General features: G+C 29.7%; 18 protein-coding genes. 9 read left to right on the top strand and 9 right to left on the bottom strand.

The features are described 5' to 3' along the window. Positions 1-12: 12 nt before the first annotated feature. Together BW723_RS04710 and tyrS are read right to left on the bottom strand one after the other, a co-directional pair. Positions 13-1,029: a cytochrome-c peroxidase gene (locus BW723_RS04710; protein ID WP_068361571.1), complete on the bottom strand. Its 1,017-nt coding sequence runs from the start codon at positions 1,027-1,029 to the stop codon at positions 13-15. Between the two features lie 122 nt (positions 1,030-1,151). Beyond that, entirely contained in the window at positions 1,152-2,444 is a 1,293-nt protein-coding gene (gene tyrS / locus BW723_RS04705) for a tyrosine--tRNA ligase (protein WP_068361574.1), read from the bottom strand. 62 nt (positions 2,445-2,506) lie between these two features. On the opposite strand from tyrS, the gene BW723_RS04700 reads away from it, so the two are divergent. Continuing rightward, the gene (locus BW723_RS04700) at positions 2,507-3,505 is read left to right on the top strand and encodes an NAD-dependent epimerase/dehydratase family protein (RefSeq protein WP_068361576.1); all 999 of its coding nucleotides are present in this window, start codon (positions 2,507-2,509) and stop codon (positions 3,503-3,505) included. Here BW723_RS04700 and BW723_RS04695 read toward each other — a convergent pair. Genes BW723_RS04695 through BW723_RS04685 form a run of 3 tightly spaced genes read right to left on the bottom strand, consistent with a single transcriptional unit; the run spans position 3,498 to position 6,045 of the window. Beyond that, a complete protein-coding gene (locus tag BW723_RS04695; protein WP_068361579.1) occupies positions 3,498-3,971 on the bottom strand; it encodes a DUF4296 domain-containing protein in 474 nt (157 codons plus the stop codon). The two genes, BW723_RS04700 and BW723_RS04695, sit on opposite strands and share 8 nt — an antisense overlap. 2 nt (positions 3,972-3,973) lie before the next feature. Continuing rightward, on the bottom strand, positions 3,974-5,311 hold the full coding sequence (locus BW723_RS04690) for a dihydroorotase (protein WP_068361582.1): 1,338 nt from the start codon (positions 5,309-5,311) through the stop codon (positions 3,974-3,976). Between the two features lie 11 nt (positions 5,312-5,322). After that, positions 5,323-6,045: a polyprenol monophosphomannose synthase gene (locus BW723_RS04685; protein ID WP_068361585.1), complete on the bottom strand. Its 723-nt coding sequence runs from the start codon at positions 6,043-6,045 to the stop codon at positions 5,323-5,325. An 83-nt stretch (positions 6,046-6,128) separates the two neighbouring features. Here BW723_RS04685 and BW723_RS04680 point away from each other — a divergent pair, with 83 nt between their 5' ends. From BW723_RS04680 to BW723_RS04670, 3 genes are all read left to right on the top strand, one after another. Then, on the top strand, positions 6,129-6,767 hold the full coding sequence (locus BW723_RS04680; RefSeq protein WP_068361588.1) for a DUF4271 domain-containing protein: 639 nt from the start codon (positions 6,129-6,131) through the stop codon (positions 6,765-6,767). Between the two features lie 18 nt (positions 6,768-6,785). Continuing rightward, on the top strand, positions 6,786-7,532 hold the full coding sequence (locus tag BW723_RS04675) for a uroporphyrinogen-III synthase (protein ID WP_068361591.1): 747 nt from the start codon (positions 6,786-6,788) through the stop codon (positions 7,530-7,532). Positions 7,533-7,699: 167 nt separating this feature from the next. Next, positions 7,700-8,707, top strand: coding sequence for a sugar kinase (locus tag BW723_RS04670; RefSeq protein ID WP_068361594.1), 1,008 nt, complete (start codon positions 7,700-7,702; stop codon positions 8,705-8,707). A gap of 145 nt (positions 8,708-8,852) precedes the next feature. On the opposite strand, the gene radA is transcribed toward BW723_RS04670, so the two are convergent. From radA to panC, 4 genes are all read right to left on the bottom strand, one after another. Beyond that, complete coding sequence (gene radA / locus BW723_RS04665) at positions 8,853-10,214, bottom strand: DNA repair protein RadA (protein ID WP_068361597.1); 1,362 nt, start codon at positions 10,212-10,214, stop codon at positions 8,853-8,855. Positions 10,215-10,440: 226 nt separating this feature from the next. Continuing rightward, a complete protein-coding gene (locus tag BW723_RS04660; protein WP_068361600.1) occupies positions 10,441-11,385 on the bottom strand; it encodes a lysylphosphatidylglycerol synthase transmembrane domain-containing protein in 945 nt (314 codons plus the stop codon). Between the two features lie 2 nt (positions 11,386-11,387). Next, positions 11,388-11,738 carry an aspartate 1-decarboxylase gene (gene panD / locus BW723_RS04655; RefSeq protein WP_068361602.1) on the bottom strand — a complete coding sequence of 117 codons (351 nt, stop codon included), beginning with the start codon at positions 11,736-11,738 and terminating at the stop codon, positions 11,388-11,390. A gap of 24 nt (positions 11,739-11,762) precedes the next feature. Continuing rightward, a complete protein-coding gene (panC, locus tag BW723_RS04650; protein ID WP_068361605.1) occupies positions 11,763-12,614 on the bottom strand; it encodes a pantoate--beta-alanine ligase in 852 nt (283 codons plus the stop codon). Between the two features lie 96 nt (positions 12,615-12,710). On the opposite strand from panC, the gene BW723_RS04645 reads away from it, so the two are divergent. From BW723_RS04645 to BW723_RS04625, 5 genes are all read left to right on the top strand, one after another. Then, on the top strand, positions 12,711-13,517 hold the full coding sequence (locus BW723_RS04645; RefSeq protein WP_068361608.1) for a glycogen/starch synthase: 807 nt from the start codon (positions 12,711-12,713) through the stop codon (positions 13,515-13,517). A gap of 16 nt (positions 13,518-13,533) precedes the next feature. Continuing rightward, positions 13,534-15,120: a DUF4270 domain-containing protein gene (locus BW723_RS04640; protein ID WP_068363501.1), complete on the top strand. Its 1,587-nt coding sequence runs from the start codon at positions 13,534-13,536 to the stop codon at positions 15,118-15,120. A gap of 27 nt (positions 15,121-15,147) precedes the next feature. Next, a complete protein-coding gene (gene glmS / locus BW723_RS04635; protein WP_068361611.1) occupies positions 15,148-17,004 on the top strand; it encodes a glutamine--fructose-6-phosphate transaminase (isomerizing) in 1,857 nt (618 codons plus the stop codon). Positions 17,005-17,270: 266 nt separating this feature from the next. Beyond that, positions 17,271-21,479 carry a PAS domain S-box protein gene (locus BW723_RS04630; RefSeq protein WP_068361614.1) on the top strand — a complete coding sequence of 1,403 codons (4,209 nt, stop codon included), beginning with the start codon at positions 17,271-17,273 and terminating at the stop codon, positions 21,477-21,479. Then, the gene (locus BW723_RS04625) at positions 21,476-22,129 is read left to right on the top strand and encodes a response regulator (RefSeq protein WP_068361617.1); all 654 of its coding nucleotides are present in this window, start codon (positions 21,476-21,478) and stop codon (positions 22,127-22,129) included. The genes BW723_RS04630 and BW723_RS04625 overlap by 4 nt, the downstream gene beginning before the upstream one ends. Positions 22,130-22,141: the final 12 nt, after the last annotated feature.

The raw sequence follows: 22,141 nt of genomic DNA, 5'->3' as shown, positions 1-22,141 counted from the left end.
CTCTATTAATTTTTATCTTAGAAAAGCAGGATTAGTAATAAATTCAGTATCGGTTAATGTAAGCAAAAATGCTTTTAAATTGGTTTTATCTTGTGTTGTTAAATGTACTCCACCTTCATTTACTTTTTTCATTAATGGATCTATTGTTGCTGATGGTTGCAATCCTTCTGAATAATGATTGATAACTTCTTCTAAAGTAGCAAACCTGCCATCGTGCATATAAGGTGCTGTAAAAGTTAAATTTCGAATTGATGGCGTTTTAAATTTTCCATTATCTGCAGGATCTCCAGTTACTACTCCCAAGCCTAAATCAGAAAAAGTAGCGTCTAAACCATTGTTATGAAATTGATTATCTGTCCAAAGAGGATTGTTGTTGCTTCCATGACAATGAAAACAATCTCCTCTTGCTTCATCCATAAAAACATCAAAACCATTTTGTTCTTCTTCTGTTAATGTAGCTTCTCCTAACAAAAACCTATCGAATTTTGAATTTGCAGATATTAAAGTTCTTTCGAATTGTGCAATTGCTTTTACAACCATTGTAGAATCTATTTTTGATGTACCAAAAGCTTGATTAAAAAGAGTTACATATTCTGAACTATTTTGTAATTTTTGAGCTACATTTTTCCAATCAGAATGCATTTCTATAGGATTAGAAACTGGTTCTAAAGCTTGATTTTCGATACCAAATTCTTGTCCATCCCAAGTAAAAAGTTCATCGAAATTCCAAGCTAAATTAAATAATGGCATTGCATTTCTGGTTCCTAGAAAACCATCAATTCCTGCACTAAATTGCAAACCATCTGTAAATGCTTTCTGCGGATTATGGCAACTTGCACAAGACTGAGTTTCATCACCAGAAAGAATTTTATCAAAAAAAAGCTTTTTACCCAAAGCAACACCTTCTTCTGTTAGAGGGTTGTTTGTGGGTATTATTGGTGCAATTAATTTGTCTGCAAATAATTCAGGAATTTCTAAACTATAAGGAATTGGAACATAAATTTCCTCTTCTTTTGACGAGCAATTCATCAAAAGAAAAAAGGAAAATATGTAAAGCCAATTTTTATGCATCAATCAAAAATGAGATTTCTCCATAAAGTCGATATGACAAATGAATGTTTTAATAAAAGTACTGTTTTTAAAAGGAACAGTTATTCAACAATTAATAAAAAATAGGTCTTTTTACCTCTTTGTAAAAGCACATATTTATTAGCAATTAAGTCGTTTTTGGTAATTGTAAAACTATCGTTTACTTTTTCTTTATTTACAGAAATGGCATTTTCTTTAAGCGCTCTTCTTGCATCTCCATTCGATTTTAAGAAGTTTGTTTTTGCAGCCAAAGCACCAATCATATCTAAACCTTCTGCAACATCATCTGTAGAAACTGTTGCTTGTGGTACACCATCAAAAACATCTAAAAATGTTTGTTCGTCTAACGATTTTAAATCATCAGAAGTAGATTTACCAAAAAGAATAGATGAAGCTTTTAAAGCATTTTCATAAGCTTCTTTACCATGTGTCATGATAGTAACTTCTTCACCTAATTTTTTCTGTAATAAACGTAAATGCGGATTTTCTTTATGCTCAGCAATTAAACTCTCAATAGTTTCTTTGTCTAAAAAAGTAAATTTTTTGATAAAGTTTTCTGCATCTTCATCCGAAGAATTTAACCAATATTGGTAAAATTTGTAAGGCGATGTTCTGTCTGCATTTAACCAAACATTACCACCTTCTGTTTTTCCGAATTTTGTACCATCTGCTTTTGTAACCAAAGGCACTGTAATTGCATACGCTTTACCTTGGGCTTTTCTACGAATTAATTCTGTACCTGTAGTAATATTTCCCCACTGATCAGAACCACCCATTTGCAGTCTACAATTTTTCTCTTTATATAAATGATAAAAATCGTAACCCTGAAAAAGTTGGTATGTAAATTCTGTAAAACTCATACCTACAGAAGATTCTGAGCTTAAACGCTTTTTTACAGAATCTTTAGCCATCATGTAATTTACAGTAATGTGTTTACCTGTATCTCTAACAAAATCGATTAAAGAAATATCTTTCATCCAATCGTAATTGTTTACTAATTCTGCTTTATTTTCTGCAGTTGCATCAAAATCTAAAAAACGTTCTAAATTTTCTCTAACACCTGCAATGTTTTTAGCTAAAGTTTCTTCGTCTAGTAAATTTCTTTCTGCAGATTTACCAGAAGGATCACCAACCATACCAGTTGCACCACCAATTAAAGCAATAGGATTGTGCCCTGCATTTTGAAAGTGTTTTAAAATTAAAATTTGAACCAAACTACCAATATGTAAAGAATCTGCAGTAGGATCAAAGCCAATATAACCAGCGGTTTTATTTTTTAATAAATATTCTTCTGTATCTGGCATTAAATCATGTAATAATCCACGCCAACGTAATTCTTCTACAAAGTTTGTCATTCTAATCAATTTATCAGTTGGCAAATATAAGTTTATCAACTAAAATATGCTAAATTCGTTCTATGATTTTAGTTACTGGAGGTACAGGTTTAGTGGGTTCGCATTTATTATATCATTTATGTTTAGAGAACGATAAAATTAAAGCAATTTACAGAACAGAATCTTCTTTAAAAAAAGTAAAAAAAGTCTTTTCTTTTTACACTGCTGATCTTTTTTTGTTTGATAAAATAGAATGGTTTAAAGCAGATATTACAGACATACCTTCTATGTTGCCTGTCTTTGAAAACGTGAAAAACGTTTATCATTGTGCAGCTTTTATTTCTTTTAATCCTAAGGATTATAGAAAAATGAGAAAGGTAAATATTCACGGAACTGCAAATCTTGTAAACCTTTGTATTGCTGCTAAAATTGATAAATTATGTTTTGTAAGTTCTATTGCTGCAGTTGGTGATTCTTTAAATGGAGAATTAATTAACGAAGAAAATGAATGGAATAAAGAACAAGATAATAGTGGGTATTCTATTACAAAATTTGGTGCAGAAATGGAAGTTTGGAGAGCTAGCCAAGAAGGTATTAAAGTTGTAGTTGTAAACCCAGGTGTAATTTTAGGAAGTGGTTTTTTTAATGCAGGTTCAGGCAAATTATTTAGTCAAGTTTATAATGGGTTTAAGTATTATACAGAAGGTAAAACAGGTTTTGTTTCTGTACAAGATGTTGTAAAACCAATGATTTTACTAATGAATGCTGATGTTAAAAACGAACGTTTTATTCTGGTTGCAGAAAACAAAACTTATAAAGAAATCTTTGATGGCATTGCAGATGCTTTTGGTAAAAAACGACCATCAATAAGAATAAAACCTTGGCAAACTGCTATTTCTTGGCGAATTGCTTGGTTAATCTCTAAATTTACGGGTAAAGAACCTTTGTTGAGTAAATATTCAGCAAAATCTGCACATTCTGTTTCAGAATATTCATCAGAAAAAATAGAAAAAACCTTAAATTATAAGTTTAAATCTATAGAAAAAACGATAGAAAATGTTTGTAAAAATTATCTTAATTAGGGGTTAAACCTTTTAATAAGCTGGCATCTTTATCCTTTTCTATTATTTTCTGTTTTTTAATTGAATCCTTTTTTATTTTTATGCTTTTTACTTTAGAAATAGAGTCTTTTCTAAGCGAGTCTTTTTCTTTTTTAATAGCATTATAATAAGCAACTTGTTTGTCTAAATTGGCTTTTGCATCAGTAAAAATTTCTCTATACAAATCTATTTTAGACATATAGTATAAATTACTAGTTTGGTAACGAGCGCTATCTATTCGAAATCGCTCATATACCAAAGGCATATAATTTATGTTCTTTTCTAAGTTTTTATTTTTAACAAATTTAGACGAAGAAGCAATCATCATTTCTTGAACTAAAAGACTCATTGTATCTCTAGGAATTAGGTCTTCTGGTTTTTCGAAAATGGTATTACTTGTACAAGAAACCAAAAACATCAGTACAAAAAAGTAACTTAATTTTTTCATTATTAACGGATAAATGTCAAACGTTTTCCTTTAATATCATCATTAAAAACACCTTCATTATAGATTAAGTTTCCGTTTACAAAAGTATGTGTTATGGTAGATGAAAATGTTGTACCCTCAAAAGGAGACCAACCACATTTGTATAAAATATTGTCTTTAGCAACGGTTTGAGGCTTATTTGTATCTATTAAAACCAAATCTGCATAATAACCTTCTTTTATAAATCCGCGTTTTTCTATTTGAAATAATTTTGCAGGATTATGACTCATTTTTTCAACGGCCTTTTCAATAGGAATTACACCTTCTTTTACTTTTTCTAAAATGGCAGTAACTGCATGTTGTACTAAAGGTCCTCCACTTGGCGCTTTTGTGTACACATTATCTTTTTCTTCTAAAGTATGTGGTGCATGGTCTGTTGCTAAAACATCAATTCTGTCATCTAACAACGCTTTCCATAAACCTTGTCTGTCTTTTTCTGATTTTACAGCAGGATTCCATTTTATATGAGTTCCTTTTTCTGCATAATCTTTATCAGAAAACCATAAATGATGAATACAAACTTCTGCTGTAATTTGTTTTTCTTCTAAAGGAATATCGTTTCTAAAAAGGTGTGTTTCTTTTTCTGTTGATAAATGAAAAATATGCAAACGTGCACCCGTTTTTTTAGCCAATTCAATTGCTTTAGATGATGATAAATAGCAAGCCTCTTCGCTTCTAATAATTGGATGGTATTTTACAGGAATATCATCACCATATTTATCTTTATAATCTTGTGTGTTTTTTCTGATAGTTGCTTCGTCTTCACAATGCACAGAAATAATCATTTTTGTTGATGAGAATATTTTTTCTAAAACAGCTTCATTATCTACCAACATATTTCCTGTAGACGAACCTAAGAATAATTTAATTCCGGCAACTTTTTTAGGATCTGTTTTTAATAATTCTTCTAAATTATCATTAGTTCCACCAAACATAAAAGAATAGTTTGCATAAGAATCGTTAGCTGCAATTGTAAATTTATCTTCTAATAATTCTTGTGTAGTTGCCTGTGGTACTGTGTTTGGCATTTCTATGAATGTAGTAATTCCGCCAGCAACAGCAGCTCTACTTTCTGTGGCAATATTTGCTTTATGCGTTAAACCCGGTTCTCTAAAATGCACTTGATCGTCTATAAAACCAGGAATCAGATATTTGCCATCAGCATTAATTACATCAAAGTTTTCGGTTGATTTAATTTCAGGTGAAATTTCTTTTATAATTTCGTTTTCAATAAGAACATCGCCTTTAAAAGTTTTGTTTTCATTTACTATTGTTGCGTTTTTTATTAGAAAAGAGCTCATTTGTTTCTTTTTTATTTTGGTAATCCTTTTAACCTCATTTTTATAACTCCAAAAAGAGCTTCATATACAATTCCTCCACTCATTTTAGAAGCCCCTAAACTTCTATCAGTAAAAATTACAGATACTTCTTTTATTTTAAATTTATGTTTCCAAGCTTTAAATTTCATTTCAATTTGAAAAGCATAGCCAACAAATTTAATTTTATCTAGGTTTATAGTTTCTAGAACTTTACGTTTCCAACATACAAAACCAGCAGTGGTATCGAACAAAGGTATTCTAGTAATAAAACGAACGTATCTTGATGCAAAGTAAGAAAGTAGCAAACGCTTAATATCCCAATTTACAACATTTACTTGGTTATGTACATATCTAGAACCAACAGAAACATCATTTCCATCAATAGAACATGCATTAAATAACCGAATTAAATCTTCTGGATTGTGAGAAAAATCGGCATCCATTTCAATAATATATTCGTATTTTTTTGATAAAGCCCATTTAAAACCGTGAATATAAGCAGTACCTAAACCACTTTTTCCTATTCTTTTTTCGATAAAAAGTTGATTAGGAAACTCGGTAATTAATCGCTCAACAATTGCTGCAGTTCCATCAGGAGAGTTATCATCAACAATTAAAATATGAAATAATTTTTCTTGATTGAATGTAGCTCTAATTATAGCTTCTATATTCTCTTTTTCGTTGTAAGTAGGAATGATGACTAACGCGTCTGACATAAATTAATTTTCATGTAGTAAGAAAGCAAATATACATTTTTTAATTACTAATTTTGCTTCAATAATTCATAAAGGAAAGTTAATTGCAAGCAATAGAAAATATAGTAGATACAAATAATTGGATAACAATTCTTTTATTTCTGTTACTTGTAAGTGTGGTTTTGTTAAAATTATTAAATTCCAAAAGGTTAAATCATAATTTTAAAGCTTTTTTTAGCTTAAGCTTAATAGATGATGAATTTGATTCTATAAATTTTTTAAACCCGTTTCAAATTACAATTTTTCTGTTTTCTACATCAGTATTATCCTTATTAGCTTTTACTTTTAAGGCATATATTACGCCAGAAACTGGAAACAGTTTTGCTGCTTTTTTAACAATTTTTGCATATGTCTTGGTTTATTTACTGCTAAAAAGAACTTTAGAATATGCATTGTCGTTGCTTTTTCTGATAAAAAGAGGTGTTCGTTTTTTTATGATTTCTAAAATTAACTCTCTGAATAGCATTTCGTTTCTATTATATATAGCTTTAATTTTGTACCAATATGCAAACATTCACGAAACTTATGTTTTCTATTTTGCAGCTATTTTATTTATTGTAAGATTCACCTTTTCAGTAATAAGAAATAAAAAGCTGATTTTTAATCAGTTGTTTTATTTTATTTTGTACATTTGCGCCTTCGAAATAGCACCGCTATTTGTACTTTTTAAATTGATGTTTTAAATACAAAATCGAAAGCATATGAAAGTGAAAACGATATTGGTTTCACAACCAGCACCAAAGACAGAAACATCTCCCTACTTTGATTTGTCTGATAAGCAAAAAGTGAAAATAGATTTTAGATCTTTTATTCACGTAGAAGGCATATCTGTAAAAGAAGTAAGAGCAGAGAAGTTAGATTTACATAATTTTAGTGCAATTATTTTAACAAGTAGAAACGCAGTAGATCACTTTTTTAGAATTGCAGAAGAAATGCGTTTTAAAGTGCCAGATTCTATGAAGTATTTCTGTCAATCAGAAGCTGTAGCTTATTATTTGCAGAAGTATGTAGTTTACAGAAAACGTAAAATTTATGTAGGTAACAGAACGTTTCCAGATTTAATAAAATTAATTAAGAAGCATAAAACTGAAAAGTTTTTATTACCATCTTCAGATAAACTAAAGCCATTAATTCCTACTGAATTAGATAAGTTAGGTATTACATGGAAAAGAGTAGATTTATATAGAACCGTAGTTAGCGATTTGTCTGATTTAGAGAATGTATTTTACGATGTTTTAGTTTTCTTTAGTCCTTCAGGAATTGAATCATTATTCAAGAATTTCCCGAATTTTAAACAAAACGAAACTAGAATTGCTGCCTTTGGTAACTCAACAGTAAAAGCAGTTACAGAAGCTGGTTTAAAGTGCGATATTGTTGCACCTTCACCAGAAAACCCTTCTATGACAATGGCATTAGATAAGTATATAAAAGAAGCTAATAAGAAATAATTTTAGTACTCTTAAATTATATAAAATATAGAAAGCCGAACAGAAATGTTCGGCTTTTTGAATTTTACATAGTATATTACAAATACATTAATTTTTTATCACTTGTAATTCCTTTATATTTTCAATATCTTCATCCATAAACTATTACTTTGTAATTCTTAACAATTATGGATAAAAAATTAATAACATTTGGAGAAGTAATGATGCGTTTATCACCTCCAGGATATACAATGTTTTCTCAAGCAAGTTCTTTTGATCTTGTTTATGGAGGAGGAGAAGCTAACGTTGCAATTTCTTGTGGTTATTTAGGTATGAAAGCAGCTCATGTAACTCGTTTTCCAGATAATGCTCTTGGTAAAGCCGCTACTCAATTTTTACGTAAACATTGGTTAGGGACAAAAGATGTTATTTATGGCGATAATATGTTAGGTAAATATTTTCTTCAAAAAGGTGCTGTGCACAGATCTAGTGAGGTAATTTATGAAAGAGAAGGCTCTGCATTTTCTTTAATAAAACCAGATATGATTAATTGGGAAGAAGTCTTAAAAGGTGCAGATTGGTTTCATTGGACAGGGATAACACCAGCCATTTCAGAAGGTGCAGCAATGTGCTGTTTAGAAGCCATAAAAACTGCAAATAAAATGGGTATTAAGGTTTCTGGCGATATTAATTCTAGACAAAATATGTGGAAATATGGTAAAACTATGCAAGAAGTTATGCCTGAATTAGTAAAAAATACAGACATTGTAATTACTAGTAGCCGTGGAATTAAAGAAATGTTTGGTCTTGGAGAAGTAGGAGTTGGGTTTAGTGAGGCTGCTAAAGAATTAATGAACACTTTCCCTAGAATTGAAAAAGTTGTTGGTAAAACAAGGAAATCCATTAGTGCTTCACATCAACAAATACAAGGTAAAATGTGGACAGGGAAAAAATATATAAAAGCAGATAAATTAGATGTAACGCACGTTATAGATCGTGTAGGAACAGGAGATGCTTTTGCTTCTGGTATAATCTTTGGTTTGCTCTATTATCAAGATGATGATTTACAAGCCTTAAATTTTGCAACTGCTGCTTGTGCTCTTAAACATACAGTTGTAGGTGATGTAAATATGGTTTCTTTAGACAATGTTTTAAGTTTAATGAAAGGCGATACTTCTGGTAAAATAAAAAGATAAATTATTAGAAGCTATTTCCTGCTTTCACTACTCGCTTTTTTGTAAAAACAAAAAGAGCTCAAACAAACCGTTCAATCAGGGCTATACTTGTTTGCTGGCAAATAGATAACAATAAAAATTTTTACCTTAATTATTCTCTAAGAACTTAAGCAAACAAAGTTGCAAAAGCTTCTTCAATTTTACCCACCAAAATGAGTTTTATAGAATGGTTTTTAGATGATATTTTATTGTATTTAGATGTTACTATTGTTTTATAACCTAATTTTTCTGCTTCAATAATTCTTTGATCTATTTTAGAAACAGGTCTTATTTCTCCAGCCAAACCAACTTCTGCAGCAAAACACACATTTGGGTTTATAGCAATATCTTGGTTTGATGATAAAATAGCAGCTACAACAGCTAAATCAATTGCTGGGTCATCTACATTTATACCTCCAGTAATATTTAAAAAAACATCTTTTGCACCCAATTTAAAACCAGCTCTTTTTTCGAGAACTGCTAAAATCATATTTAATCTTTTTAAGTTGTATCCAGTTGTAGATCTTTGTGGAGTTCCATAAACGGCTGTAGAAACTAAAGCTTGAATTTCTATCATTAAAGGTCTAATACCTTCTAAAGTACTTGCAATTGCAGTTCCGCTTAAATCTGCATCCTTTTTAGAAATCAGTATTTCTGATGGGTTTGAAATTTCTCGTAAACCATTAGATAACATTTCATAAATTCCTAATTCTGATGTAGAACCAAATCTGTTTTTCTGACTTCTTAAAATTCTATAGGTGTGATTTCTATCGCCTTCAAATTGTAAAACAACATCTACCATGTGTTCTAAAATTTTGGGTCCAGCAATGTTTCCTTCTTTGTTAATGTGCCCAATTAATAAAACAGGAGTTGCAGTTTCTTTGGCAAATTTTATCAATTCTGCACTCGTTTCTCGTATTTGAGAAATGCTTCCAGGAGAAGCTTCAATAGAATTGGTGTGTAAAGTTTGTATAGAATCAATCACTAAAACTTCTGGTTCAGTTTCTTCTATATTTTTAAAAATTTGTTGTGTGCTAGTTTCAGTTAAAATTAAGCAATTAGAGTTATTCGCATCTAAACGTTCTGCTCGCATTTTAATTTGAGACTGACTTTCTTCACCGGAAACATACAATACTTTCTGACTGATATTTAAAGCAACTTGCAATAATAATGTCGATTTTCCAATACCAGGTTCACCGCCTAAAAGTGTTACAGAACCTTTTACTAAGCCACCACCTAAAACGGTATCTAATTCGTTGTTGTTGGTAACAACTCTTTCTTCTGGGTTTAGTTGAATATCAGCAATTTTTAAAGGTTTATTTACATTTTGTTTTGCTGTTGTAGATTGTTTCCAAACACGTTTTTCTTCTTTTTGAATTACTTCTTCTACAATGGTGTTCCATTCTTTACAGGCGCCACATTGCCCAACCCATTTTGCGTGTTGAGTTCCACAATTCTGACAGAAAAAAGTTGTTTTGGTTTTGGCCATTTTTTTTGAGTTGCAAAGTTTGAAAGTCTCAAAGTTACAAAGTAATAATGAAATTTAACTTTAAAAAAATAATCGGTTTTCTAAAAGTTAGCAAACAGTTGCGTTAGCGATTGAATGGCTTGTTTGAGCTCTTTTTTCTTTTTCAGAAAAAAAGCGAGTAATGAAAGCGCGACCTTTAGGGAACGCCCAACTTCTTGATAAAACTTTTTTAAAAAATTACTCGAAGCTATTTGTTTTTATTTACGATTGGTAGAAGTAAAAAAGCCAAACCTCCAAAAACAATAATCATAGCTGTTTGAGCGGTCCACATAATCCAGCCAAAAGCGGTTGCAGGTTCTGTTGGAATATTAAAAAGCGCTAGTGCACCAGCTACAGCAATTGGGTACAAACCAATTCCGCCATTTGTGGCAGCAATAGAAAATCCGCCAGCAATAAAACCTATTAAAATTCCGCCAAAAGGTACTTCTAAACCATCTATTGCAGGTATTGTTGCCCAAAACATGGCTACATACATTACCCAAATAAAAACGGTATGGAAGATAAATGGCCACTTATTTTTCATTTTAAAAATGCTTGTTACACCTTCTATTAAACCAGTTATAAAGGTTTTAATTTTTAGTAAAAAACCAGATTCTGCTTTTTTAACAAAAGAAGAAAAAATGAAAAAACCGATAATTAAAATAGCTAAACCAATTGCAATTTTTGTTGGGTTAAAGTTTTTGGTTAATAGCTCGTAAATAAAATCGAACTGAACAAAAAGGGTAATTGCAACAATGCTTAGCATCATTATTAAATCTGCTATTCTTTCTGCTACAATGGTTCCAAAACCTTTTTCGAAAGGTATTTCCTCGTAATTTGTCATTACAGTAGCTCTAGAAATTTCACCTGCTCTTGGCAAGGCTAAATTTACCAAATAGCCAACTAGAACTGCTAAAACACTATTAGTGAATTTAGGTTTAAAACCTAAAGGTTCTAGCATAAACTTCCATCTATAAGCTCTAGATAAATGACTTAAAATCCCGAAAAATAAGCCAAGAAAAATCCAGCTATAATTTGCTTCTTTAAAATACCCAAGTAAAACGTCTATAGATATTTTAGAGAGAGAGTACCAAACTAAAAAACCTCCCAAAATGAGAGGAATTATAATTTTTAAAATTTTTTTGATGTCCAAAATTAAGTAAGTGTATTGTCTTTTTCGTTAGGAAAAACGAGTTGAGGTTTAAAAGTTTTGGCTTGTTCTAGTTCCATAAATGCGTAAACAATTAAGATTAAAACATCGCCAACAGCTACTAATCTAGAAGCTGCTCCATTTAAGGTAATTTCTCCACTTTTACGAGGTCCAGGAATGGCATAAGTTTCTAAACGATTACCATTATTGTTGTTCACAATCTGCACGCGTTCACCTTCTATAATGCCTGCTGCATCCATTAAATCTTCATCAATGGTAATGCTTCCTATATAATTTAAATCTGCACCTGTAACTTTTACACGGTGGATTTTAGATTTTACTACTTGTACTAACATGCTGCAAAAATAAGCTTTTTTTGGTTAATTAATTTTTAAACGAATGTTATCAATCAATCGAATATCACCTGCAAAAACTGCTATAAAAGCCCTATATTTTTTATCAGATTCTTTGTTTTTTATGGTTTTTAACGTTTTTTCTTCAGCAATTGTAAAATACTCTAAAGTTAACAAAGGATGATTTTTAAATTGATTTTCTACCCATTCAGTTATGTTTAAAGCATTTTCTGTGCCAAACTTTTTTCTGGCTTTTTTTAAGGTTTTGTAAATAAAGGGGGCAGCATTTCTGTGCTCTGTAGTAAGTCTGGTATTTCTAGAACTCATAGCCAAACCATCTTCTTCTCTAAAAATTTTACAGCCTTTAATTTTAATATTGATGCGATTTTTTTTCACCATTTTCTTGATGATCTGTAACTGCTGAAAATCTTTTTGACCAAAATAAGCTTTGTCTGGTTCTACAATTTCGAAGAGTGTTTTTACAATAGTACCAACGCCATTAAAATGGCCATCTCTAAATTTTCCTTCCATTTCGTGCTCCAATCCGTCAAAATCAAATTTATCAGAAACAATGTTTTGGTCGTAAATTTCTTTTACTGAAGGATGAAAAAGTACATCGCAAGAAACACTTTCTAAAAGCTTTATATCATTGCTTAATGTTTTGGGATATTTTATTAAATCTTCTGGGTTATCAAACTGAGTTGGATTCACAAAAATACTAACAACAACTAGGTCGTTTTTTTTCTTTGCTTTTTTAATTAATGATAAATGCCCTTCATGTAATGCTCCCATTGTTGGCACAAAACCAACAGTTTTATTTTGAGCTTTTAATTTTGATAAATAAACTTTTAAGGCATGCTTTTCTTTAAAAACGTTCATTCTAATTAGGTTATAAACTATGCAAACTTACCATTTTAACACCATATTTGCATAATAATTCGTATTTTTGCAACCTTATAAAAGAGTTTGATTTTAATGAAGGACAAGAGAATTTTATTTGTATCGTCTGAAGTTGTTCCGTATTTACCAGAAACAGAACTTTCTTCGACAGCTTTTAGCTCAGCTAAAAATGCACATTCTAAGGGTGTACAAACCCGTATATTTATGCCAAGATATGGAGTAATAAATGAAAGAAGACATCAATTACATGAAGTAATACGTTTATCTGGTATGAATTTGGTTGTGAATGACTTAGATATGCCATTAATTATAAAAGTAGCTTCTATCCCTAAAGAAAGAATGCAAGTTTACTTTATAGATAATGAAGAGTATTTTAAAAGAAAAGCAGTGTTTTCAGACGAGGATGATAAATTGTTTTCTGATAATGATGAAAGAGCAATTTTCTTTGCAAAAGGAGTTGTAGAAACTGTAAAAAAATTAAACTGGGCGCCAGATATTATTCATATTCATGGTTGGATGGCTTCTTTATTGCCACTTTATTTAAGAGAGTTTTATAAAGAAGAGCCTTTGTTTACCGAAAGTAAAATTGTTACTTCTTTGTACAATAGTGGTTTTGAGGGGGAATTAAATGAAGATTTAGCAGAAAAGGTTAGGTTTGACCTTGATGATTCAGATAAAATTGCAACGATAGAAACTCCAAATCATATAAATATTTTAAAAAGCGCCATCGAAAATTCTGATGCAATTATTCACGGTAGTGAAACTATTGATGAAGAATTAGCTTCTTTTATAGAAGATAAAGAAAAGCCTGTTTTAAAATATCAAGCAGAGAATTTAAAAGAATCTTATTTGAATTTTTATACTGATATTTTATCAGTATAGTTAATTGTTTTTTAAAGTGATAAAAATTATAAGAAGAAGTGTTATAGTAAGCATATTAGTGTGCTTATCAGTTGCTATTGTATCTTGTGAAGAAGATTTTACCAACATAAATTCTAACGTACTTACCAATACAAAATTTAACACAAACGCTGTTACAGTAGATATTGTTGCAGAAAATAGTTCATTAGAAAGAATTCAATCAGATAATATTTCTAGACAACTTGGGCAATATTTGTTAGGTGTTTATAACAGTACAGATTACGAAAAATTAGAAGCTTCAATAGTTTCTCAACTTACTATTACAACAGGTGTTCAAGTTGTAGATGATGCAAATATTTATGGCGCAGATACAACCGTTGTTACAAAAATTGATACTGTATTTTTAAAATTACCTTATCAAGTTGTTCTTGATAGTGATGATTTAACTTACGATTTAGATTCAATTATTGGAGATCAATCAGAAGCATTTACTTTTAATGTTTATCAATCTAATACTTATTTGAACCTTTACAACCCTTTAGATCCAACAAAAATTAATAGTTTTTATTCTAATGATGTTTTTGAAAAATCTGGAACAGCATTAAATAGTGAGTTAAACTATCAATTTAAACCAAATTACGAAACAGTAGATGGTGAATTAGTACCTGTAGATACTATGTTAGTGATTAAAAGAAGATTGTTTAATGATAATGTTGCAACACAAGATACTGTAAAAATTTACAGTTCTACAGCAAGTACATTACCTGTACCATTTGCAAGAATACCTTTAGATGAAGATAGAATTAAAGAATTATTCTTAGATAAATATGAATCATCAGAATTTGAAACTCAAGAAGCCTTTAACGATTATTTTAGAGGATTAATTTTAGAGGCAACAGGTGTAGAAGGTTCATTAATTTCTTTTGATTTTAATGCAACAACTGCAAATTTAATCCCTTCTTTAGAGATTTATTACACCAATACTGTGTTAAAATCTGGTAGTACAATTTTAGATACGATTAGCAAGAACAATAGTTATCCATTAACTGGTTTTAGAGTTAATACCTTTAAAATGGAAGACAAAGTATATCCTGCAAACGAAGAAATTAAAATTCAGGGTACAGCTGGTAGCGAAGCTAAGATTACAATTATAGATCAAGCTAAGATTGATGAATTAAGACAAAATAATTGGTTAATTAATGATGCTTCTTTAAGTTTTTACATAAATCAATCTGCAGATACGCTTAATGTGCCAGAAAGATTATATCTTTATAAGACAGATGAAGATGCAACAAACCCAAGTTTTAGTCAAATAAAAGATGCAACTAGCGAATCGTCTTTTGGAGGCATTCAAGGTGAGTTGCAAAGAGATGCTAGTGGAAAAGTAGAAAAGTATACGTTTAGAATAACAGATTATATGTCTGATATTTTAAGTGGAGATATCGATTATAACCCAAATTTAAGGTTAAAAGTTTATAACCCTACAGATTTACCTACAACCACAACAGATACAATTTTTAATAATTTTAGTTGGAATCCTAAAGCAGTAACACTTTTTAATAACACTGCTGTGGACGATGGTAAAAAAGCAGTTTTAAAAATTTCGTATACAGAAAAACAATAATTAATTAACCCCTAAATATCATTATCTATGTGTGGAATATCAGCTTATATTGGTCATAGAGAGGCTTATCCAATAGTAATAAATGGATTAAAAAGACTAGAATATAGAGGTTATGATAGTGCTGGTGTAATGGTTTACAATAACGGAACCATGTATGTTTCTAAAACAAAAGGAAAAGTTTCTGATTTAGAAGAAATTGTTGGTCAAGATGAAGAAAGAAAAAAAGGTACCATTGGTATGGGCCATACAAGATGGGCAACACATGGAGTGCCTAATGATGTAAACTCTCATCCACATTTATCAAAATCAGGAAATTTAGTAATTGTACATAATGGAATCATTGAAAATTATGATACCATAAAAAAGGAATTAATTTCTAGAGGTTACTCTTTTAAAAGTGATACAGATACCGAAGTTTTATTAAACCTTATAGAAGAAGTAAAAGTTACAGAAGGCTGTAAATTAGGAAAAGCGGTGCAATTAGCCTTAACCAATGTAGTTGGTGCTTATGCAATTACTGTTTTTGATAAAACTAACCCAGATGAAATAATTGTAGCTCGTTTAGGAAGCCCAATTGCAATTGGTGTTGGTAAAGATAAAAAAGAGTTTTTTGTTGCCTCAGATGCGTCACCTTTTGTAGAATATACAAAACAAGCTATTTATTTAGAAGATGAAGAAATGGCTATTATAAAGTTAGGCAAACAAGTTAAGGTTCATAAAATAAATGATGATTCTATTGTAGAGCCTACCATTCAAAAACTTCAAATGAGTTTAGACCAAATTGAAAAAGGAGGTTATGATCATTTTATGTTAAAAGAAATTCATGAACAGCCTAAAGCTATTACTGATACTTTTAGAGGTAGAATGTTAGCAGATAAAAATATGATTAAGATGTCTAGTGTAGATCTTAATCTTGATAAATTTTTAAACGCCAACAGAATTATTATTGTAGCTTGTGGTACTTCTTGGCATGCAGGTTTGGTAGCCGAATACCTTTTTGAAGATATGGCTAGAATTCCTGTAGAGGTTGAGTATGCTTCAGAATTTAGATATAGAAACCCAATTATAACAGAAAAAGATGTAGTTATTGCTATCTCTCAATCTGGTGAAACTGCAGATACACTTGCTGCGATTAAGCTTGCAAAATCTAAAGGAGCTTTTGTTTATGGTGTTTGTAATGTAGTAGGTTCTTCTATTGCCAGAGAAACACATTCTGGTGCTTATACGCATGCTGGTCCTGAAATAGGAGTAGCATCAACAAAAGCATTTACAACTCAAATAACAGTTTTAACTTTAATAGCTTTAAAATTAGGTAAAGCAAACGGTTCGTTATCAGATCAAGCATTTAAAGATTATATACAAAAAATGAATCGTATCCCTAAACAGGTAGAAGAGCTTTTAAAGATAGATGATCATGTTAAAAGTATTGCAGCTGTTTATAAAGATGCTAAAAACTGTTTATATTTAGGTAGAGGCTTTAATTTTCCTGTTGCGCTAGAAGGTGCTTTAAAGTTAAAAGAGATATCTTATATTCATGCAGAAGGTTATCCTGCAGCAGAAATGAAACACGGTCCCATTGCTTTAATTGATGAAAATATGCCAATTTTTGTAATTGCAACAAATAAAGGACATTACGAAAAAGTGGTAAGTAATATTCAGGAAATTAAATCTAGAGCTGGTAAAATTATTGCAATTGTTACAGTAGGAGATACTCAAGTAAAGGAAATTGCAGATCATACCATAGAAATACCAGATACTCAAGAAGCCTTAACACCGTTGTTAACTACAATTCCTTTTCAGTTATTATCTTATCATATCGCTGTAATGTTGAATAAAAATGTAGATCAACCAAGAAATTTAGCAAAATCGGTTACTGTAGAGTAAATTTTATTTTGTTTTCGATATAAAAAACCAGCTATAAAAGCTGGTTTTTTTATTTCTTAATTTACAGATCAAAAACACTTAGATAAAAATAAAGCGAAACAGATGTATTTTACTTTAAAAACAGATTTTTTACAAATAAGTATTTGTATTTCAAAGAAATAGAGGTATTTATTTGTAAAAAACAGCAATAAGTAAGATAATTCTATTATTTTGCACCTTTATTAATCGTAAATTTTTAAGATTTACTTTCTTTATTACCCCCAAAGATGAATTATACTCAAATAGGTATCTTATTTTTTCAAGCTAGTTTAATAGCTTTTATTATACTATTGTTATTTAGGTTAAGAAAAAGGTTAGGTATTGGTATTTTATTTGCTTGTTTAGGATTATTACAATTCTTACAAGTAATTTTATCTAGTGCAGTATATATTTCTATAACAAAGAATTTAATAGTATCTCCTGGTTCTGCTGTGTTATTTACGGCAACTCTTTTTGCTCTATTAATAATTTACATAAAAGAAGATACTACAGAAACTAAGAAAATAATTTACGCTTTGTTGGTTACCAATGTTTTAATTTCTGTTTACTTACAAGTTTTTGGATGGAGCCTTGGAGATACAGAAAACAATATAGCTAATGTTAACATCACCTTTTTCGATACCAATGCTTGGGCTTTATTTATTGGTACTATATTATTATTTATAGACTCTTTGTTAATTATTACAATTTTCGAATTTATATCTAAAAAAATACGTTTTTTATTTTTACAAATAAGTATAACAATGTTAATTGTATTAAGTTTCGATAGCATTAGTTTTACTCTTCTTATTTTCTGGAATTCAGAGAGTTTAAATCAAATATTAATATCTGGTATAGTTTCTAAAGCTGTTTTCGCTCTTTTTTATAGTGTTCTTTTTTACGTTTATTTGAGATATTTTGAATTAAAATCATCACCTATAAAAGGGGTAAAAATAAAGGATGTTTTTCAACCTTTAACATATAAACAAAAGTATGAATCTGTTGCAGTGGGGATAAAAAAGGCAGAAGAAATGTATCGCTTACTAGCAGATAATTCTAATGATATTATATGTTTACAAGAAACTGACTACTCAATTAAGTACATAAGTCCGTCTTTAAATAGAATTTTGGGCTATGATTCATCTTACTTTACAGAGAATACATTTTTTGATATTGTACATTCTGATGATTTAAATGATTTTAAAAAGGCTAAAGATCAAAATTTAGTTCAAAGTACAATTAAGAGTTTACCTATAACTTCTAGATTTCTTCATAAAGAAGGGCATTATATTTGGTTAGAATTTTTGTCAACTCCGGTTTATAAAGATGATGAAATTAACTATTTTGTTACTTCTATTAGAGAGGTATCTCAAAGAGTAATTGACAAGCAAAAAATTGAAGAATCTTTAAAACTTTTAGAAGAAAAAGAAAATTCTTTAAATGAGGCAAGTGAATTGGCTAAGATTGGTTATTGGGAATATATTAACGATTCAGAAGAATACACTTGGTCAGAATACATTCATCATATTTATGGTTCTAACCCAAAAGAACCCACACCATCTAAAGTAGATATATTAAGTAAATTAGATGCAAAATCTCAAGAAAAATTAAAGAAAGTCAATTTAGCCCTTAATACTAATGGAGAATCTTATGATATAGAGCTCAAGTTAGTTAATTTAAAAAATAAAATAATTTGGATACGTAATGTTGCACAACCTATTTATAATTTAGATAACAAAATTATTGGAAAAAGAGGTGTGTTGCAAGATATTACTGAAAAAAAACATACAGAATTAAAGCTAATAGAAAACGAAGAGAAGTTTTATAATATCTTTAAAAGCAGCCCTAACCTAATAATTCTAACTCGCTTAAGAGATTATAAAATTACAGATGCAAACGAAACTGTATTAAAAGCAACAGGTTATTCAATAGAAGAGTTTTTGGGTAATAATTTTAGCCCTAATGACATTTGGAAATCACCAGATCAACGAAAGAAATACTTCGATAAATTAAAAGAAAAGGGTAAAATAAATAATTTTGAGAGTGAATTTACTACTAAATCAGGAGAAGTAAGAGTTTGGAAAACATCATCACAAATTATAAAAATTAGTAATGAAAAATATGCGTTAAGCATTATTGAAGACATTACAAAAATAAAACAAGCTCAGTACGAACTGCAAGAAAAGAATGAATTTATAACAGCAATGACAGAGAATTTGCCTGCAGGTATAATTGCATGTAATTCAGAAGGTAAGTTAGTATTATTTAATAAAATAGCTAAAGATTGGCATGGTATTGATGTTATGAATACGCCACAAGAAAACTGGGCATCTTATTATGGTTTGTATGAAACTGATGGAAAAAGTATGTTAAAAACAGAAGAAATACCATTAATACGAGCTTTTAAAGGAGAGAAAATTTATAATCGAGAAATAGTAATTAAAAGTAAAAATCAAGAACCAAGAACTGTTGTTTGTAATGGAACTTCTTTTTCAGATTCAAAGGGTAAAACATTAGGCGCTTTAGTAGTTATGAGCGATGTTACCAAACAAAAACTTATAGAAAATAATTTAAAACAAAGCGAAGCAGAAACTAAAAAAGCACTAAAAGAAATAGAAAGAAACGAATTTCTTTTAAATGAATCTGGTAGATTAGCTAAAGTAGGTGGTTGGGAGTTAAAATTACCTTCTCAAGAAATACGTTGGTCTGATGAGGTTTTTGCAATTCATGGACTCCCTGTTGGCAAGGTTCCACCTTTTGAAGAGTGTGTCGCTTTTTATATTGATGGTTCTGATAAATTGTTAGCAAAAGCAATTCAAGAAAGTATAGCACAAAAGAAAAAATTTGATCTTGTTTTAAGATTTAGAAATAAAAAAAATCAGTTGTTATGGGTTCATTCTATTGGATATCCAAGAATTAATAAAGAAGGAGAGATTACAAGTTTAATAGGTGTATTTCAAGATATTACAGAGCAAAAAACAAGGCAGATTAAGCTAGATGAACAAAATGAAAAACTAAATAAATTAAATAAAGTTTTAAACGAAGCACAAGCATTAGCGCATCTAGGTAGTTGGGAATATATTGCAGCTACAGGTAAGGTAGTATGGTCTGAGGAACTGCTAAATATTTTTGAAATGCCAGCTGGATCTGCAGCACCTAATTATGACCAACATAAAAAACTCTATACAGCAGAAAGCTTTCTAAAAATGGAAGAAGGTGTTGCCAATTGTTTACAGTATGAAAAGCCGTATAAATTAGAATTAGACATCTATACAGCAAAAGGTAATTTAAGGCACATAATATCTAGAGGTAAACCAATTAAAGATAAAAACTACAATGTTATAGGTTGTTATGGTACAGCCCAAGATGTTACAGAACAAAAGAAAATTAGAGATAACATAGCCAGAGCAGAAAAAATGTATCGTTTATTAACAGACAATTCTAACGATCTTATTTGCCTACATAAGTTAGATAGTACTTTTAAATATATAAGTCCTTCTATAAAAAGTATATTAGGTTATAACGAACCAGAACTTATAGAAACTCTTGGTTTTAACATAATTCATAAAGATGATGTTAACTATTTTAGAGAATCAATAGAAAAAAGAGTTCTTAAATTAACACCAAACGACACTTTTTTCTGTAGAGCAATGCATAAAAAAGGGTATAGTATCTGGATAGAGTGTTCTATATCTGTTATATATCTAGATAATAAAATAGATTTTATTTTAACATCTTCTAGAGACGTAACAGAAAAAATATTTGCTCAGCAAAAAATTGAAAGATATCAAGAATCATTACAAAAATTAACTACAGAAATTACTTTAATAGAAGAAAAACAAAAGAAAGAAATAGCATCTAACATTCACGATCATTTAAGTCAATCTTTGGTAATTTCTAATATGAAAATTAAAGAGTTAAGAAAACTACCAGAATTACAAACTATCGATGAAGAATTAGGTTTTATTTATGAACATATATCTGATGCTTTGGTAAATAGCCGTAACATAACATCAGAACTTTCACCACCAATACTTTATCAACTAGGTATTATAGAAGCACTTTATTGGTTATTAGAAAGTATCGAAACAAAGCACAAAATAAAAGGTCAAATTAACGAGAATATAGACAAAATTATACTCGATGATGTGCAATCTATATTACTTTATAGAAGTGTACAAGAGCTACTTAATAACATTATAAAGTACGCACAAGCAACACTAATAACCATAGATCTTAATAAAACTGAATTAGGAGTAGATATTATTATTAGAGATAATGGAATAGGTTTTAATACAGAAAAACTAAATAATCATTATACTAAAGATGAAAAAGGATCTGGTTTTGGCTTGTTTACGGTTCAAGAGCGTATTAAAAACATAAAAGGAGAAATTAATATTTCATCAATAATTAATAAAGGAACTACAGTTAAAATTTTTATACCCATATCAAATTGAGTAATTTAAAAGAAATTAAAATAATTTTAGCTGATGATCATAAGTTGCTAAGAGATGGCTTAAAAAACATTATTGAGCAAAGATCTAATATGCAAATTATAGCAGAAGCTTCAAACGGAAGAGAAGTTGTAAAATTATGTACTAAGATTACTCCAGATGTAATTATTATGGATGTTTCTATGCCAGATTTAAATGGGGTAGAGGCAGCAAGACAAATTCTTAAAAGCTCTCCAGAAATTAAAATAATTGGGCTTTCTATGCATTCTAGTAAACAGTTTATTCGTGGAATGTTTAAAGCGGGTGCATTTGGTTATTTATTAAAAGATGGTGATTCTGACGAGTTAATTACTGCGATAACTACAGTAATGCAACATAAAAGATACCTTTCTAAAGGTGTAAATCAAGATTTTTTAAACTTGTTTAAAAAAGGAGAAGGCATAGAAAAAGAACCTTTAAGCACTAGAGAAAAAGAAGTTTTGCAGTTAATAGCAGAAGGTAAATCATCTAAAATAATAGGCGAAAAATTGTTTTTAAGCTCAAAAACAGTTGATGTACATAGAAATAATATTATGAAAAAAATAGATCTCTATACCATACCAGAACTTACTAAATATGCGATTCAAAAAGGACTCACTTCTTTAGAACTATAGTTGTAATGTTAA

The organism is Polaribacter reichenbachii, from assembly GCF_001975665.1.
GTDB classification, from domain to species: Bacteria; Bacteroidota; Bacteroidia; order Flavobacteriales; family Flavobacteriaceae; genus Polaribacter; species Polaribacter reichenbachii.
Note: the sequence above shows the minus strand (reverse complement) of the source record. Positions and strands in the feature narration are given on the sequence as shown.

Coding starts and splice junctions, on each gene's coding strand:
- BW723_RS04710 (WP_068361571.1), bottom strand. CDS start 1,029: ATGAATTGCTCGTCAAAAGAAGAGGAAATTTATGTTCCAATTCCTTAT.
- tyrS (WP_068361574.1), bottom strand. CDS start 2,444: ATGACAAACTTTGTAGAAGAATTACGTTGGCGTGGATTATTACATGAT.
- BW723_RS04700 (WP_068361576.1), top strand. CDS start 2,507: ATGATTTTAGTTACTGGAGGTACAGGTTTAGTGGGTTCGCATTTATTA.
- BW723_RS04695 (WP_068361579.1), bottom strand. CDS start 3,971: ATGAAAAAATTAAGTTACTTTTTTGTACTGATGTTTTTGGTTTCTTGT.
- BW723_RS04690 (WP_068361582.1), bottom strand. CDS start 5,311: ATGAGCTCTTTTCTAATAAAAAACGCAACAATAGTAAATGAAAACAAA.
- BW723_RS04685 (WP_068361585.1), bottom strand. CDS start 6,045: ATGTCAGACGCGTTAGTCATCATTCCTACTTACAACGAAAAAGAGAAT.
- BW723_RS04675 (WP_068361591.1), top strand. CDS start 6,786: ATGAAAGTGAAAACGATATTGGTTTCACAACCAGCACCAAAGACAGAA.
- BW723_RS04670 (WP_068361594.1), top strand. CDS start 7,700: ATGGATAAAAAATTAATAACATTTGGAGAAGTAATGATGCGTTTATCA.
- radA (WP_068361597.1), bottom strand. CDS start 10,214: ATGGCCAAAACCAAAACAACTTTTTTCTGTCAGAATTGTGGAACTCAA.
- panD (WP_068361602.1), bottom strand. CDS start 11,738: ATGTTAGTACAAGTAGTAAAATCTAAAATCCACCGTGTAAAAGTTACA.
- panC (WP_068361605.1), bottom strand. CDS start 12,614: ATGAACGTTTTTAAAGAAAAGCATGCCTTAAAAGTTTATTTATCAAAA.
- BW723_RS04645 (WP_068361608.1), top strand. CDS start 12,711: ATGAAGGACAAGAGAATTTTATTTGTATCGTCTGAAGTTGTTCCGTAT.
- glmS (WP_068361611.1), top strand. CDS start 15,148: ATGTGTGGAATATCAGCTTATATTGGTCATAGAGAGGCTTATCCAATA.
- BW723_RS04630 (WP_068361614.1), top strand. CDS start 17,271: ATGAATTATACTCAAATAGGTATCTTATTTTTTCAAGCTAGTTTAATA.